Consider the following 15651-nt stretch of genomic DNA (forward strand, 5'->3'; position numbering starts at 1 on the left):
TTAACTTTCAATGCTGTCTAAAGTAACTTGATTATAACATTCCCCCGTTTAAATCGCGATTGATTAACTCACAGCAGAATTGTTAATAAAGGTTTAAAAAGAAACCACAACCCTCTAAAATTTTATGATATTATAAAAGAATGTACAGAAACGGAGGTCATCATGTCACGGTCAAAACTTTATTTTTACCTTACTATAATCCTTATTATCATCAGTTTTAACTTTAACATGTATAATCCACTGTTAAACGAGCAGTTTCATTCAACTGCGAAAAAAATAATTACAAGCAGTGTTGTTAATGCAATTATCCTAATTATTGCGATCATTTTAGCAGATAAATCTATTAAACATTCAAAAGAACGTACAGATTGGATTCGTAAAGCCAGTAAAATGTTACCTATCATCTTATTTATAGTGATTGTTATTCATATCGTTACTTCTTTAATCTCATTTGGTATGATTAAATTTTAATTGACAACCCACTATAACAGTAGCATTATTTATATATTAAAAATGTAACGAGGCGATATTTTGCAGTATTTATATGTGTTCGTAGGAGGCGCACTAGGTGCCTTGCTGCGATTTATCTTTTCACAATTAAATCATGGCCAAGGGTTTCCGATTGGCACTTTTATTGCTAACTTAGCGGGCGCCTTTTTTATGGGTTTAGTCTCCGCCTTGGTGATTCAAACTTTTAAATCTAATCCTTTACTCAAAAAAGGAATTACAACTGGATTTTTAGGTGCATTAACCACGTTCTCTACATTTCAATTTGAACTGGTAAAAATGTTTGAACATCAGCAATATATTTTACTTTTTGTCTACGCGATTTCAAGCTATATTCTTGGTTTAGCAGTATGCTATATCGGTAGTAAAGCTGGAGGTGCCTTAAGTCATGAGTAACCTTTTATTAGTAATGCTTGGTGGCGGTTTAGGCGCTCTAGTCCGTGCAGCTGTCACAAATAGTTGTTCAAAACTATCTACTCAGCTGCCAGTAGCAACGCTTATTGTCAACTTAGTAGGCAGTTTCTTAATCAGCTTGCTATCAGGTATCGCAATTGCACAAGCTTGGTTGTCTCCATTGATTATTGTAGGATTTTTAGGCGGTTTAACTACTTTCTCTACCCTATCACTGGAATTAACCAATATGTTGACCACTAAGTCACAACGTATGCTTTTTATTGCGTATAGCTTTTTACAATATGGATTATGCTTTATCGCATGCCTAATCGGTTATGTTATCGCATAAAAGAAGCGTTACCTTTTACAACTCACTGTAAAGGGTAACGCTTCTTTTTGATTAATATGATTTATAAGATGGTACATCTGAGTCTATACTTTTATTTTGATTTAATTGATCTATGCGTTTCATTTGGTCGTCGGAAAGCTCAAAGTCAAACACGTTGATATTTTCTTTAATGCGTGAAGGTGTAATGGATTTAGGAATCACAATAACATCATGTTGAATATGCCATCTCAATACAACTTGCGCAGGCGACTTCTCTACTTCTTCAGCGATAGCTTGAATTGTTTCATCTTTTAAGATGTCTCCATTCATAAATGGTGACCAAGCTTCTGCTTGAATACGTTGCGCTTTAAGATACATCCTTAAATCATTTTGTGTTAAATAAGGATGAAATTCTATTTGATTAATCACTGGTTTGATCGATGCATGTGACAACAAACTTTCTAAATGATGCGGTTGAAAGTTGCTGACACCAATATTTTTAACTTTATTTTGTTTTAATAAATCTTCCATGCCTTTCCATGTATCAATCATTTCTTCTTCATTAGAGCCAGGCCAATGCATTAAATATAAATCTAAATAATCTAAATCAAGTTTATCTAAAGTTCGTTGATAAGCTTCTTCTACATTCATTCTGCCGTAATCATCTAACCATAGTTTTGAGGTAATGAATAAATCTGAGCGTTGTATGCCAGCAGCTTGAATACCCTTTTTAATGCCTTCTCCTACTTTTTCTTCATTTCCATAGCGTGCAGCTGTATCTATACTGCGATAACCGTGTTCTATCGCAAATGATACTCGTTGTGCTAATTCATCATTATTATCAATTCTATATGTGCCAAGTCCCAATTGTGGCATCATTTGCCCATTATATAGCGTAAATGTATTCATTTTCTCTCTCCTTGCATTGTTGCTTTACCTTTATGCTATGCACAATGAATAAAACTGTAAAACATTTTGAATTAAAAATGCACTGCTAACTGTAAAATTACAGTCAACAGTGCATATTGTATTAATTAAATGATTCAATTTCTTCCATAACACGTTGTAAGTCTTCAACATTATATTGAATACGTCCATGGAAAACGAATTTATTAAAGTATTCATCTAATTGTTCTGGTCCAACTAGTACTTTAGTATTTGTTGTTTGTGCGTAATTTGAAATTGTCACTGCACCTTCATTTTTAGGATTGAAATAAAGTAATGCCATTGGTGTATATTTCAAATTCAATTCGCGCTTCAATGTATCTGCTAAGTGCTCAACTTCTTTTAATTGATTTGAGTAGTTTACAAATGAAGCTGATTGCTTATCATCATTTTCATCTAACACTAATGTTTGAGGATGACGTTTATCTAAATCCAACACATCAAAGACTTGTTCAATGGTTGGTAATGTACCGAATTGTTCTTGACTGATGCCATTATAAACATGTCCTTTAAGTAATTGAGAATCGATAATGTATAAGCCTGTACGTGTTAAGACTAAATGACTGATACGATCAATCGCATTAAAATCATTTTTAGGTAAGAAGATATTCGCCATAATATGCATATCTTCTGGTCGAATACGTTTTTCTTTAACCAAACGATCTCTGATACCGATTAAACGCATGTCTGTCACATACTCACTATGATTTTTCGAGAAGAGCTTCAGCGCATCGATTTCACGATCTTTTGCTGTCACTGTTTCATCGAAATCAGCGCGTTGTTTTGTGACCGCTTTTTTATGTTCGACGCGTTCTTTTTCAAGCTCGTCTTCATAATTTTCTTTTATACTTCTTTCTTTTGCCTCATATTGTTCCTCTGCTTTCAACTTAGCCTTTTTCTTACTGTTTAAGACAACTAAGAATAAGACAAAGAAGATAACAGCGACGACAATTGCTGCAATCAAACCAATTTCTAATGGTCCCATAACATATTCCGCTCCTTTACATATCTTACTCCCAATTATAAAGGAAAATATCGAATGTATCGATAATAAAATGTCACAAATTCAAAAACTGTATAGTTATGCTTGAACAGCTTCTTTTAATGCATCTACTTTATCTACACGTTCCCATGGTAAAGCAACATCCGTACGGCCAAAGTGACCATAAGCTGCTGTTTGTTTATAAATAGGACGTTTTAAGTCTAACATTTTAATGATACCTGCTGGACGCAAGTCAAAGTTAGCTCTTACCGCTTCTACCAATTGTCCTTCAGAAACTTTACCAGTTCCAAATGTATCAATTGAAATAGATACAGGTTCTGCTACACCGATAGCGTATGCAAGTTGTACTTCACATTTATCTGCTAATCCTGCTGCAACAATATTTTTAGCCACATAACGTGCTGCATATGCTGCTGAACGGTCTACTTTTGTAGGATCTTTACCACTGAAGCAACCACCGCCATGACGTGCAAGACCACCATAAGTATCTACAATAATCTTACGTCCTGTTAAACCAGCGTCACCTTGAGGTCCGCCAATCACAAAACGACCTGTCGGGTTAATGAAAAATTTAGTTTCTTCATCTAATAACTCAGCTGGTACGATTGGATCAATCACATGTGTTCTGATATCACGTTGAATTTGATCTAATGACGCATCTTCAGCATGTTGTGTTGAAATAACAATCGTATCAATACGTACTGGTTTATCATTTTCATCATACTCAACAGTAACTTGCACTTTACCGTCTGGTCTTAAGTAAGTTAATGTACCATCTTTTCTGACATCTGATAAACGTTTCGCAAGTTGGTGTGAGAAGTAAATAGGTGTCGGCATATACGTATCTGTTTCATTCGTCGCATAACCAAACATTAAACCTTGGTCACCTGCACCTGTACTTTCAATTTCCTCTTCCGTAATTTCATTTCTATATTCTAAAGCAGTGTCTACTGCTTGTGCGATATCTGGTGATTGCTCATCAATTGCTGACATCACAGCCATTGTTTGACTATCATAACCATATTTCGCTCTCGTATAACCGATTTCTGCTACTGTATCACGGACAACCTTAGGAAAATCAACATAAGTTGCTGTAGAAATTTCTCCGACAATCATAGCCATTCCCGTAGTGACTACTGTTTCGCAAGCTACTCTTGCATCCGGATCTTTCTTTAATAATTCATCCAGAATAGCGTCTGAAATTTGGTCCGCTATTTTATCAGGATGCCCTTCTGTAACAGATTCTGACGTAAACAATTTTCTATTATTCGACATAACTGACTCCTTTTGATTTTGATTACGAAAATTCTCTATCTACGAGCTCAAATAAAAAAGGACTTTCAAACTATATAAACATAGAGAGAAAGCCCTTAAACGTCCTTTCGCTCTTATCGTTCAAACATCTTTAATGACATTTGCAAACGGTTTGGCACCTTTCTCCGATAAGGAGAGGTTGCTGGGCTTCTTTGGGTCCATGTCCCTCCGCCACTCAGGATAAGAGAATCCGTTAATCACAATACTACCCAAACTCTTTAGGCTTGTCAATTCTATATGTCTAAAATCTTAAATCTGTTATGGAATAATCGGCATATTATGTTATACTATGAAAATGTAAAGGCTTACAATTATTAACAATACTTACGCGCTGGAGGGGTTTTTAAAATGGCAGTAGATGCACAAACTAACCGTAATAAGTTGGATCATTTGATTGGAAAGTCTTCATCACTTTTCCAACTCACAACTACACAATTGTACAACAAGATTCTGGACAACAACGAAGGGGAACTGACAGAGCTTGGGGCTATCAATGCACTGACAGGTCAATACACTGGACGTTCACCTAAAGACAAATTTATTGTAAATGAACCTTCTTATAGAGATACGATTGACTGGGGTTCAATCAACCAACCTATTGAAGAAGATACATTCTTAAGACTTTACGACAAAGTTTTAGACTATTTAGATCAAAAAGATGAACTTTATGTCTTCAATGGTTATGCAGGCAGCGACGAAGATACACAACTACGTTTAACAGTAGTGAACGAAATGGCATGGCATAATTTATTCGCGAAAAATATGTTCATCCGCCCTTCTTCAAAAGAAGAAGCTCAAAAAATCAAACCAAACTTCACAATTGTTTCAGCACCACACTTCAAAGCTAATCCTGAAGTAGATGGTACAAAATCAGAAACATTCGTGATTGTTTCATTCAAACACCGCGTTATCTTAATCGGAGGAACTGAATATGCGGGTGAAATGAAAAAAGGTATTTTCTCAGTCATGAACTATTTATTACCACAACAAGACATCATGAGTATGCATTGCTCAGCCAACGTTGGCGAAAAAGGTGATGTTGCTTTATTCTTTGGTTTATCAGGAACTGGTAAAACAACATTATCTGCAGCACCTGACCGTAAATTAATCGGAGATGATGAACACGGTTGGAACCAAAATGGTATTTTCAACATTGAAGGCGGCTGCTACGCTAAAGCAATCAACCTTTCAAAAACGAAAGAACCTGAAATTTTCAACGCAATCCGCTACGGTACAATTTTAGAAAACGTAGTCGTTGCTGATGATGGTTCAGTTGATTTCGATGATAACGAGCACACTGAAAATACACGTGCTGCTTATCCGATTGATTACATTAAAAACATTGCTAAACCATCTAAAGCTGCACACCCAAATACAATCATCTTCCTTACTGCAGATGCATTTGGTGTGTTACCGCCAATCTCTAAATTAAACAAAGCACAAGCACTGTATCACTTCTTAAGTGGTTTCACATCTAAGCTTGCAGGTACTGAACGTGGTATTACCGAACCAGTTCCTTCATTCTCAACTTGCTTTGGTGCACCGTTCTTGCCATTAAACCCTAAAGTTTATGCAGAATTATTAGGTGAATTAATCGATAAACACGATGTGGATGTTTACTTAGTGAATACAGGCTGGACTGGTGGAAAATACGGCGTAGGTCGTCGAATCAGCCTTAAATATACACGTCGCATGGTAGACGCTGCGATTAAAGGCGACTTAAAAGATGCTGCATTCGAAAAAGATGAAGCATTCGGTTTAAGTATTCCAACTGAAATTGAAGATGTACCAAATTCAATTCTACAACCAATCAACGCTTGGAGTGATAAAGACGCATACCGTGAACAAGCTGAAGACTTGAAATCACGTTTCGTTGAAAACTTTAAGAAATTCGGTGAAGAGAACGATGAAATCGCTGAAAAAGGCGGATTCCAAGCCTAATTAAATATAGAAATAAAAAATTCCGAGAGAGGTCACCCCTTTCTCGGAATTTTTATATCTTTTTTGCTTCAACATCGTCCATCCATTGATGTATCACTTGTAATACTTGTTTTAATGCTTTCGGTCTCGGAATATGTCCTTCCTTAGGTTGATAATACGTTTGATAACGATGTCCGATTTTTTTCAAGTAATTTTCTAAATAATAAGCTTGATGGATACCAACTTGAATATCTTCACCGCCATGAATAATTAAAATCGGTGGACTATTTGCGTCAATATATTGTAAAGCTTCTCTTTCTTGATAAGCAGCTAAATCTTTTTTAGGATGCCCTACCATACGACGTAACATCCCTCTTAAATCCACTCGCTCTTCATACATCAAATGCAAGTCAGATACACCGCCCCAAGTAATATAGCTGTCTGCTGGTAAATCTTGGAATGTTAATAATCCTTGTAATCCACCTCGAGAGAAACCAATTATATGCACAAAAGCTTCTGGATATAATATTTTTAATATACGGATCGCTTGTGTCACATCATGCAAATCATCACCACTGAATTCATCTCTGCCTTCACTGCCATTGTTACCGCGATAGTAAGGTCCGAAAACTAATGTATGATCATTCGCAAACTGTAATAAACGTCCAGTTCTGACACGCCCTACTTTTCCTTTACCGCCACGTAAATAGACTACAATACGCTTTACAGACTGTTTAGGTGTAATCATAAGTCCTTTGACTCGTAAATCATCTACAAGGTAAGTTACTTCTTCACCACGATGCGTTGTGAGATCAATCGGCATCCCCTTTCTTTTGATAAAGTCCAAGTTCTATCACTCTTTCTACACATTTTAATATCGCTTCGTCTTCTAATAAGAAACTCTTTTCTTCATCCGAAATTTCATCTAAATGTTTACACTTCACAGGGCCTGCTGTTTCTAAATAATCGTTTTTACTTTCTAAAGTGTCTACTTGCACCGCAAAGACATCTTTCGTAAACCATTTCGTGCCTTCTGGGTGATATACGGTATATTGCGCAACATACGTCATCTCAGCAACAATCCCGCCAGTTTCTTCATAGACTTCACGAACAATTGCTGCTTCGCTACTTTCACCCTGTTCTATTTTTCCACCTGGAAATTCTATCCCTCTTTTTTTATGTCTAGTTAAAAGATAACTATCATTGAGAAATGCGATCGCAAGAACGTGTTCCCCATTTGGTTTATCTTGTGGTTGTGTAAAGTTCAACCGAATTTCTTTATCAAATTGATCATGTATAATCACGTTCTATCACATCCTTTTATTATATATGCTAAAATAGATTCGTTACGAATTGAGACAAATCAGTTGGAGGGATTAATTTGAAGAAGCTATTACTCGGCTTAATATGGATATATCAACATTTTATTTCACCGTTGACACCTCCTACATGCCGCTTCTACCCTACATGTTCAAACTATACAAAAGAAGCTATTGAAATCCATGGCCCAATCAAAGGAACATGGCTTGGTATCAAACGCATTTCAAAATGTCATCCGCTTCATAAAGGTGGATTTGACCCAGTGCCATTAAAGCATGACAAACATCAACATTGTCATCATCACCATCATCATGAATAAATTTTTAATTGATCCACATCAATTTCAGGGGGCGCAAAGTATAAGTGTCCCCTTTTTAATATGCCGTTTTCTTGTGTAAACTCCTGATCAAAATAATAGCCATAAGGCGTTACATCCCCTGGATAGTCAGCATACTGACTTAGATAAGCAGTAAAATAGCGGCTTAATCCATATTCATACATACCGCCGATCACTACTTTAATGTTTTGTCGATGCAAGCTGTCTATCGCATCAAATATTTTATCTATGCCGCCAAGTCTGAAAGGCTTTAAAATCACTGTATCAATCGGATATTGTTCAATCAAGGTTAAAATGCTTGAGACATCTCTTGCTTTCTCATCTATTGCTACAGGTGGGATAACTTTTGGAGATAAGGTTTTCAACATTTCTAAATCCTTAAAAGGCTCCTCGATATACAAGATATCTTCAAGGTTTTGAACTTTTTTTAAAGTTGCTGTATCTTGATCCGTTAAAGATTCATTCGCATCTAATGCTATCCATGGGTTAAATGGTAAATTTTGTAGCTGTTCGATGTCAGCAATAACTTTTGGCGACCACTTTAATTTAATACGCTTTGGTTTTGTTTCTAATAGTTGCTGATAATTTTCAGTTGATAAACCACTTATCGTTGCACCATACTGAACCTCGAATGAAGGAAGATGATGGAAAACTTGATATAACGCCATCGCAACAGTACTTCTCGCTGCAGGTGCGTGATTCAAGTGGTTCAACAATACTTTAGCTTCATCAAAGGTTTCTATCTCTTTATCTTTGAGGACTGTATTAAACCATTGTTTCAATGTTTCATACACACTCTCTATTGTCTCTTTATCATACCAATCTGTTTCAAAGGCATTACATTCGCCGAAATAAGTTTGTCCGTGCTCATTTTTCAATCCGATCACTAAGACTTTTCTTGTTTCTAGAGTGACTTTAGGCGTTTTAATCTGATGCTTAAATGCTGCTTCATACGTATAAAATAGAATCGATTCAAAACGCATGCTTATTCCTCTAGCTTTCCACGTTTTAATTTACCTGTAGATGTATAAGGCAATGTTGTCACTTGTTGATAGTATTTCGGCACTTTATATTTCGCTAATTCCTCTTTTAAAAAGGTATCTAATGCGTCATGATTTATATCTTTCTCACTCGTATAATATAATGCCGGCACTTGTCCCCAAGTATTATCATCTTTGGCATAACACATTGCATCTGTAATACCGTCAAAACGTTTCGCAACTGTTTCGATTTCATAAGGATAAATGTTTTCTCCACCGCTGATAATCAAATCTTTTCTGCGGTCATAAACCATCACAAAGCCATCCATATCTACACTTGCGATATCACCTGTTTTAAAGTAGCCATCTTCAAATACATCTGTCAGATTTTCAGGATATAGATAACCTTCCATAACGTTGTCACCTTTTAATAAGAGTTCTCCATGTCCTTCATGGTTTGGATTGATAATCTTAACTTGAACGTTTGGGCTCGGTTTCCCTACTGTGTTAGGATTTTGTTTAAGCATGGATGGAGAAGCGGTTAAAAATTGTGAACACGTTTCTGTCATACCAAATGAATTATAAATCGGTAAATCCGCTTTCAAGGCGTTATGAATTAAATCATCAGATAATTTCGCACCGCCAAGCAGTATTTTTTGAAGTTGATAAGGTCGTGTTAAACCTGCGTCCATCATCCAACCTAAAGTTTGCGGCACGAGTGAAATGTGGGTAATCTGTTCACTTTGAATCGCTTTTAATACCGTTTTTGTTTCAAATTTCTGCATTAATCTGACTGTAAAACCTTCAATGATACTGCGCAGTAACACACTTAAACCTGAAATGTGATAAATCGGCAAGACGGATAACCATTTCGTATTACTATCAAAACCTAAGCTTTCTCTGCATCCATTCGCGCTCGCTAAATGGTTATTAAAAGTTTGGGGTACTGCCTTTTGCGGACCTGTCGTTCCTGAAGTAAACATAATCGAAGCGATACGGTTTAAATCCAGTTCAGTCTCATAAGTTTGTGTTGAGCGACGTTGTTCAACTTCACTCCAATTTATAATGGTAAAATCATCTAATTCTAATGGTAATGTGGCAATGATTGTATCTGTGTGTACAGATTTAAGTTGCGCTTTAATTTCTTTGTATGTAAGTCGTGTATTAATCATGACTGCTTCTATACCAGCTAACCATGCACCATAAATCATTAAAGCCGCATCTATACGATTATCTATATAAAATGCAATTCTCTTTTGATTCAGTTGTTTAAATACATATGCATATTGTTTTGCTGATTGATACACGCTCGCGTATGTAAGTTTTGTTGCTCCATCGTCTAATGCGATATTTTCAGGAACACGCTCTGCGCTTTGTTTTAACCAAAAATCCATACTATCTTCCTCCCATAATCTCTACCTATCTATCATAACAAAATTCAAGTAGTTTCCCTTAATTTTCGAATTGAAAAAAGAGGATGCGCGTTGCACCCTCTCATTTCTTTCATATTTAATTGAACAGTTGACTTAGTTTATCTTTAATCGTTTGTAGTTTACTATCGATATCATTTAATAAACTGTCTACTTTAGATTGATTTTCACCATTTTGTTGCGCTTGGTTTGCTTGTTTTAATTTATCAACCGCATTTTGATATTGGTCAGTGACATTTTGATCTGTCGCATTTGAAGCTTTATCTTTTAATTGGTTAACTTCATTTTGTGCAGATTCAATCGCATTCTGGCTATTTTGACCATTTTGAATGTTGTTTTTAGCACTTTCAATTTTTTCTTTAATGACTGTTTCTTTCTCACGAATGATTTCTTTATAGTTATTTGTCACTGGTTTTTGAGTTTGTGAGCTATTAGGTTGTGTTTGTTGTGTTTGCGCATTTTGATTTGCGGTTTCTGTGCTATCTTTTGGCTGCATCATATTTCTAACTATAAATATTGCTACAACAATCAATAAGATAACTACAATCGCGGCCAAACCTTTTTTCCATTTACTATTTTTACGATTCTCATCTTCCAACATACGTTCACGTCTGTAATCACGTTCATTATAATAACGACCATCTTCATCAGAACGTCTGCGGTACTCTTCTTCACGTGTATCACGATATCTTGGATCGTGTCCATCTCTTGAGTCACGTGGGTCTCGATTATAGCGGTCATAATCAGGTTGATTTCTATCTGAGCGTTTCATGTCTATCACCTTATTTCGAAATAATGTTAAAGTTTTTCTTATATTACTCTTACCACTATTGTACCACGCGTATTCATCATGCACCTCGTATAAAAGTCGTATCTATTTCTGTATTTCTATTGTATTCAATATAGAGTTATAAGATAATAATAGAAATTGCTTGAAATGAGGGAATTGTTTTGCGCCAATCATCTAATAAAATGCCACGCACTATCATGAAATATTGCGGCTCAATTATATTATTACTACTTATCGTCTACTATTTATACAAAAATTACGGTAGTAACTTATTCAGACTAGATATTCCAACTGATTCTTCTATGTATTACATTATTCATCTTGATTGGAATAGATATGCTGAAGCTTATGTCGCAACTTTGACTACAATCATTATCCCCTTATTTCTAATCGGGATAATCCTGTTCATACTGACTCGCCTAACTAAAGGTACAGTTAAAAATATATTAATCAAAATACTGCCATTGATATTATTCATTGCACTTTTTGTCTTAATCTTTGTGCCGATGTTATTCGTACTAAACGTGACACACTTTTCATTCTTAGCAACATTTTTATCATTCTTGGCATTATCCAAACCAGCAATGGTAAAAATCTATCGTTTCAGCCAAAAAAGTGTTGATGAGATCAATCATCCAGAGATCAATACAACAGAAAAAGAAAATAAATCATAAGATGCATCCACTTCATATCGGAGTGGATGTTTTTATTTCTTTAACTATCTACTACTTAGCGTTATATGAACCTATATAGCTCATAACAAAATAAGCAAACGCTCTTTGAATGAACATAATTGCTATTGATTGAAACGTAATTCTGAGTGGATGATTGCTTAACGAAAAGAAACATAATTGCATATACTCCATACCCCTATACCGTATATGTTATACTAAAGTTGTATTTACTATATCAATATATTTAGGAGGTATTATTTTGTCTAGTCATGAACATACACATAAAAATGGACAACATAAACACCATGAGCATACGACTGATAACGGTCACAATCATCACATGCATCATCATGGGAATTTTAAGCGTAAATTCTTTATTTCTTTAATTTTCACGATACCGATTATTATTTTATCGCCTATGATGGGTATTCAATTACCATTTCAAGTTACTTTTTCTGGATCAGACTGGATTGTTTTAATTCTATCGACCATTTTATTCTTTTATGGGGGTATGCCCTTCTTATCAGGCGCTAAGGATGAAATCACTTCTAAAAAACCAGGCATGATGACTTTAGTAGCACTTGGTATTTCAGTAGCTTATTTCTATAGTTTATATGCATTTTACATGAATAACTTTAGTGATTCATCGTCGCATACAATGGATTTTTTCTGGGAGTTAGCAACTTTAATTATAATTATGTTATTAGGCCACTGGATTGAGATGAACGCAGTAGGCAGTGCTAGTAGTGCCCTTAAAAAAATGGCCGAACTACTCCCCAATACTGCAGTTAAGGTAACTGAGGATGGTCAACGTCAAAAACTTAAAATCTCGGATATTCATAATGGTGATATTGTAGAAATCAAAGCTGGTGAAAGTATTCCAACAGACGGAATAATTGTTGAAGGTAAAACATCGATTGATGAATCATTAGTTACTGGAGAATCTAAAAAAGTTCTAAAAAACAAGAACGATAAAGTTATCGGTGGTTCAATGAATGGTTCTGGTACAATTCAAGTTAAAGTAACTGCAACTGGAGAAGATGGCTATTTATCTCAAGTTATGGGGTTAGTAAGCCAAGCTCAAAATGATAAATCAGATGCTGAACTTCTTTCTGATAAAGTCGCAGGATACTTATTTTATTTTGCAGTAATTAGTGGATTAATTGCGTTTATTGTTTGGATGCTGATACAAAACGATATTGATTTTGCGCTTGAACGCTTAGTAACTGTATTGGTCATTGCTTGTCCGCACGCTTTAGGTTTAGCTATACCCTTAGTTACAGCACGTTCTACTTCTATAGGTGCACATAATGGATTAATTATAAAAAATAGAGAATCTGTAGAAATCGCACAACACATCGATTATATTATGATGGATAAAACAGGTACATTAACTGAAGGAAATTTTTCAGTTAACCATTATGAAAGTTTTACTGACGAATTTAGTCATAAAGAAATATTAAGTTTGTTTGCTTCATTAGAAAGCAGCTCTGAACATCCGCTCGCTGTTGGAATTGTCGAATATGCAAAAGAAGAAAACATTTCTTATTCATATCCTGAAGATGTTAATAATATTTCAGGTGTGGGATTAGAAGGCAGTGTTGATGGTAAAGAAATTAAAATTGTAAATGCCTCATATTTAGATAAAAAGGATTTGAAGTATAATAAAAAACAATTTAAAGAACTTGCTCAGCAAGGTAACTCTATTAGTTATTTAATTTATGAACAACAAGTGATTGGCATTATCGCCCTAGGAGATCAAATCAAAGAAAGTTCAAAACAAATGGTCTCAGATTTAATAGCGAAAAACATCACACCAGTTATGCTTACAGGAGATAATCATGAAGTAGCACAAGCAATGGCTAAAGAATTGGGAATTAAAGATGTTCATGCGCAATTAATGCCTGAAGATAAAGAAAGAATCATAAAAGATTATCAGAAAAAAGGCAGCAAAGTAATGATGGTCGGCGATGGCATTAATGATGCGCCAAGTTTAGTCAGAGCAGACATCGGAATGGCAATCGGTGCAGGTACAGACGTAGCTGTTGAATCAGGTGATGTCATACTTGTCAAAAGTAATCCTTCTGATATTATTAACTTCCTTACCCTATCAAAAAATACAATGCGGAAAATGGTTCAAAACTTATGGTGGGGTGCCGGATATAACATCATTGCAGTCCCTCTTGCAGCTGGTGTACTAGCATTTATGGGTATAATACTCTCACCTGCTGTCGGAGCAATACTCATGTCTTTAAGTACAATTATCGTTGCGATTAATGCTTTCACATTAAAATTAAAATAAATGGTTCAATGAGATATAACCACTTTCATCAACAATTTATGAAAGTGGTTATTTTTAGTAAATGCTTATTTATTTGTACTATTGACCAGTTACAAAGGGAAAAGGACTCTTCACAAAAATAAAAAAGCCAAATGATTATGCATCAATTGGCTACTACTTTTAAAAATTCAACTTAAGTAGGCATGAACTCTCCTCTTTAGAAATCTTCAACTTTAAACAGGCATGAACTCTCCTTTTTGAATCATTCAACTTAAATAGGCATGAATACTCCTACTTTTATTCACATGTGTTGTATTCAAATGCATTATACACTAAGCGTTATTTTCGACACAAGAAATTTTATAATGATAACAAATAATAGTTCACATTAAAATTGATTTAGTTGATTCCTTTTAACTTAAATGGGTATTAAATAACTAAATACATAGAAAAGGAAGAACCAATCATGAAAAAGTTACTTATACCGTTATTTAGTTCCCTATTACTATTAACTGCTTGTGGTAATAGTGATGAAAGTAATAAAGAAACTGCGAAAAACGAAACTAAAACACATGAAAAAGAGAATAAAAATAAGGAAAAAACACAGAAGAAGAAAAATGAACAAAATAATAATCAAGAAAAACAAGAAAATAGTGAATCTACAGAACAAGTAAATGAAGAATCCGTAAACGATCAAGCAAATTCAAATAATACAAATCAAAATACAAATAATAATAATGAACAAGTTAATGGTTTTCAAGAGAACCAACAAAATACACAAAGCCAAACAAACCAAACACCTAACAATAACCAAAACAGTAATATCCCTAATGGTGACGCAATGTTTGGAGAATATAAAGAAGATGGCACTTATTGTACTGTCGGTGGCTGTTTGACTCCAGAAGAACAAAAACAACAAGAGGAATTAAATTATCAAGAAATGGAAAAGTATGGATATAGTCGAGAAGAATATGATGCAATTCAAGAAGAAGGCGCTCGTCTTCAACTCCAAAGAGATAATGGAGAAATTTCTAACGAGGAATTCACTCAAAAATACATTGATTTATATGAATGATTAACACTATCAAAGTAGTTAATTAAATTTAAGGCTCTATACTATTAGGACTGTTGAGCAAAACCGGTCCTATTTGACAGAGAGCACATAAAAAAAGAGCAAGGCCAACGTGTCAGAAAATTATTTTCCTGACACATATTTGGCACTTGCTACTGTAAATCTTTTATTATCTAAAACAATTAACGGAGAGTGAGGGATTCGAACCCTCGAGACGCTTGTGGCGCCTACACACTTTCCAGGCGTGCTCCTTCGGCCAACTCGGACAACTCTCCATGTATACAAATTAAAAAATCAGAAACGATAATTCGTTTCTGATTGAATGACTCCTACGGGACTCGAACCCGTGTTACCGCC

The 15651-nt window shown here is 35.1% G+C and carries 16 protein-coding genes, 1 tRNA gene and 1 riboswitch; of the genes, 8 read left to right on the top strand and 9 right to left on the bottom strand.

What is annotated here, in order from left to right; translation table 11 throughout:
• Positions 1 to 162 precede the first annotated feature (162 nt).
• From HMPREF3270_RS13185 to HMPREF3270_RS13195, 3 genes are read left to right on the top strand one after another with little or no spacing between them, the layout of a single operon-like run.
• On the top strand, positions 163 to 471 hold the full coding sequence (locus HMPREF3270_RS13185) for a hypothetical protein (protein WP_070848403.1): 309 nt from the start codon (positions 163 to 165) through the stop codon (positions 469 to 471).
• Positions 472 to 531: 60 nt separating this feature from the next.
• Complete coding sequence (crcB, locus tag HMPREF3270_RS13190; protein ID WP_060804834.1) at positions 532 to 903, top strand: fluoride efflux transporter CrcB; 372 nt, start codon at positions 532 to 534, stop codon at positions 901 to 903.
• Positions 896 to 1249, top strand: a complete 354-nt coding sequence (locus HMPREF3270_RS13195) for a fluoride efflux transporter FluC (RefSeq protein WP_070848404.1) — start codon at positions 896 to 898, stop codon at positions 1247 to 1249. The genes crcB and HMPREF3270_RS13195 overlap by 8 nt, the downstream gene beginning before the upstream one ends.
• Positions 1250 to 1300: 51 nt before the next feature.
• On the opposite strand, the gene HMPREF3270_RS13200 is transcribed toward HMPREF3270_RS13195, so the two are convergent.
• The 3 genes from HMPREF3270_RS13200 to metK all read right to left on the bottom strand — a co-directional run bounded on the left by HMPREF3270_RS13200 (position 1301) and on the right by metK (position 4451).
• Entirely contained in the window at positions 1301 to 2137 is an 837-nt protein-coding gene (locus HMPREF3270_RS13200; protein ID WP_070848405.1) for an aldo/keto reductase, read from the bottom strand.
• A gap of 121 nt (positions 2138 to 2258) precedes the next feature.
• Entirely contained in the window at positions 2259 to 3158 is a 900-nt protein-coding gene (locus HMPREF3270_RS13205) for an NERD domain-containing protein (protein ID WP_002481255.1), read from the bottom strand.
• A 96-nt stretch (positions 3159 to 3254) separates the two neighbouring features.
• On the bottom strand, positions 3255 to 4451 hold the full coding sequence (metK, locus tag HMPREF3270_RS13210; protein ID WP_070848406.1) for a methionine adenosyltransferase: 1197 nt from the start codon (positions 4449 to 4451) through the stop codon (positions 3255 to 3257).
• A gap of 110 nt (positions 4452 to 4561) precedes the next feature.
• Positions 4562 to 4677: riboswitch (SAM riboswitch) on the bottom strand.
• 161 nt (positions 4678 to 4838) lie between these two features.
• On the opposite strand from metK, the gene pckA reads away from it, so the two are divergent.
• Complete coding sequence (gene pckA / locus HMPREF3270_RS13215; protein WP_002481257.1) at positions 4839 to 6431, top strand: phosphoenolpyruvate carboxykinase (ATP); 1593 nt, start codon at positions 4839 to 4841, stop codon at positions 6429 to 6431.
• Between the two features lie 52 nt (positions 6432 to 6483).
• On the opposite strand, the gene HMPREF3270_RS13220 is transcribed toward pckA, so the two are convergent.
• On the bottom strand, positions 6484 to 7257 hold the full coding sequence (locus tag HMPREF3270_RS13220) for an alpha/beta hydrolase family protein (RefSeq protein WP_070848407.1): 774 nt from the start codon (positions 7255 to 7257) through the stop codon (positions 6484 to 6486).
• The gene (gene ytkD, locus HMPREF3270_RS13225) at positions 7223 to 7714 is read right to left on the bottom strand and encodes an RNA deprotection pyrophosphohydrolase (protein ID WP_070848408.1); all 492 of its coding nucleotides are present in this window, start codon (positions 7712 to 7714) and stop codon (positions 7223 to 7225) included. The genes HMPREF3270_RS13220 and ytkD overlap by 35 nt, the downstream gene beginning before the upstream one ends.
• Before the next feature lie 77 nt (positions 7715 to 7791).
• Here ytkD and yidD point away from each other — a divergent pair, with 77 nt between their 5' ends.
• Positions 7792 to 8049: a membrane protein insertion efficiency factor YidD gene (yidD, locus tag HMPREF3270_RS13230; protein WP_002481260.1), complete on the top strand. Its 258-nt coding sequence runs from the start codon at positions 7792 to 7794 to the stop codon at positions 8047 to 8049.
• Here yidD and menC read toward each other — a convergent pair.
• The 3 genes from menC to HMPREF3270_RS13245 all read right to left on the bottom strand — a co-directional run bounded on the left by menC (position 8040) and on the right by HMPREF3270_RS13245 (position 11249).
• Positions 8040 to 9050, bottom strand: coding sequence for an o-succinylbenzoate synthase (menC, locus tag HMPREF3270_RS13235; protein ID WP_070848409.1), 1011 nt, complete (start codon positions 9048 to 9050; stop codon positions 8040 to 8042). The genes yidD and menC overlap by 10 nt on opposite strands.
• Before the next feature lie 2 nt (positions 9051 to 9052).
• Complete coding sequence (menE, locus tag HMPREF3270_RS13240; protein WP_070848410.1) at positions 9053 to 10441, bottom strand: o-succinylbenzoate--CoA ligase; 1389 nt, start codon at positions 10439 to 10441, stop codon at positions 9053 to 9055.
• Positions 10442 to 10556: 115 nt separating this feature from the next.
• Positions 10557 to 11249, bottom strand: coding sequence for a hypothetical protein (locus tag HMPREF3270_RS13245; protein WP_023016242.1), 693 nt, complete (start codon positions 11247 to 11249; stop codon positions 10557 to 10559).
• Between the two features lie 200 nt (positions 11250 to 11449).
• Between HMPREF3270_RS13245 and HMPREF3270_RS13250 the strand changes: the two genes are divergently transcribed.
• The 3 genes from HMPREF3270_RS13250 to HMPREF3270_RS13260 all read left to right on the top strand — a co-directional run bounded on the left by HMPREF3270_RS13250 (position 11450) and on the right by HMPREF3270_RS13260 (position 15297).
• Positions 11450 to 11941: a hypothetical protein gene (locus HMPREF3270_RS13250; RefSeq protein ID WP_103364072.1), complete on the top strand. Its 492-nt coding sequence runs from the start codon at positions 11450 to 11452 to the stop codon at positions 11939 to 11941.
• Between the two features lie 259 nt (positions 11942 to 12200).
• Positions 12201 to 14243, top strand: a complete 2043-nt coding sequence (locus tag HMPREF3270_RS13255) for a heavy metal translocating P-type ATPase (protein WP_070848412.1) — start codon at positions 12201 to 12203, stop codon at positions 14241 to 14243.
• Positions 14244 to 14688: 445 nt separating this feature from the next.
• Positions 14689 to 15297, top strand: coding sequence for a hypothetical protein (locus tag HMPREF3270_RS13260; RefSeq protein WP_070848413.1), 609 nt, complete (start codon positions 14689 to 14691; stop codon positions 15295 to 15297).
• 183 nt (positions 15298 to 15480) lie between these two features.
• On the opposite strand, the gene HMPREF3270_RS13265 is transcribed toward HMPREF3270_RS13260, so the two are convergent.
• A tRNA-Ser gene (locus tag HMPREF3270_RS13265) sits at positions 15481 to 15569 on the bottom strand.
• Between the last annotated feature and the right edge of the window lie 82 nt (positions 15570 to 15651).

This window comes from Staphylococcus sp. HMSC65H10, from assembly GCF_001839185.1.
GTDB lineage: Bacteria > Bacillota > Bacilli > Staphylococcales > Staphylococcaceae > Staphylococcus > Staphylococcus simulans.

Coding starts and splice junctions, on each gene's coding strand:
- HMPREF3270_RS13195 (WP_070848404.1), top strand. CDS start 896: ATGAGTAACCTTTTATTAGTAATGCTTGGTGGCGGTTTAGGCGCTCTA.
- menC (WP_070848409.1), bottom strand. CDS start 9,050: ATGCGTTTTGAATCGATTCTATTTTATACGTATGAAGCAGCATTTAAG.
- pckA (WP_002481257.1), top strand. CDS start 4,839: ATGGCAGTAGATGCACAAACTAACCGTAATAAGTTGGATCATTTGATT.
- HMPREF3270_RS13200 (WP_070848405.1), bottom strand. CDS start 2,137: ATGAATACATTTACGCTATATAATGGGCAAATGATGCCACAATTGGGA.
- HMPREF3270_RS13250 (WP_103364072.1), top strand. CDS start 11,450: ATGCCACGCACTATCATGAAATATTGCGGCTCAATTATATTATTACTA.
- HMPREF3270_RS13245 (WP_023016242.1), bottom strand. CDS start 11,249: ATGAAACGCTCAGATAGAAATCAACCTGATTATGACCGCTATAATCGA.
- HMPREF3270_RS13205 (WP_002481255.1), bottom strand. CDS start 3,158: ATGGGACCATTAGAAATTGGTTTGATTGCAGCAATTGTCGTCGCTGTT.
- HMPREF3270_RS13260 (WP_070848413.1), top strand. CDS start 14,689: ATGAAAAAGTTACTTATACCGTTATTTAGTTCCCTATTACTATTAACT.
- menE (WP_070848410.1), bottom strand. CDS start 10,441: ATGGATTTTTGGTTAAAACAAAGCGCAGAGCGTGTTCCTGAAAATATC.
- HMPREF3270_RS13185 (WP_070848403.1), top strand. CDS start 163: ATGTCACGGTCAAAACTTTATTTTTACCTTACTATAATCCTTATTATC.
- metK (WP_070848406.1), bottom strand. CDS start 4,451: ATGTCGAATAATAGAAAATTGTTTACGTCAGAATCTGTTACAGAAGGG.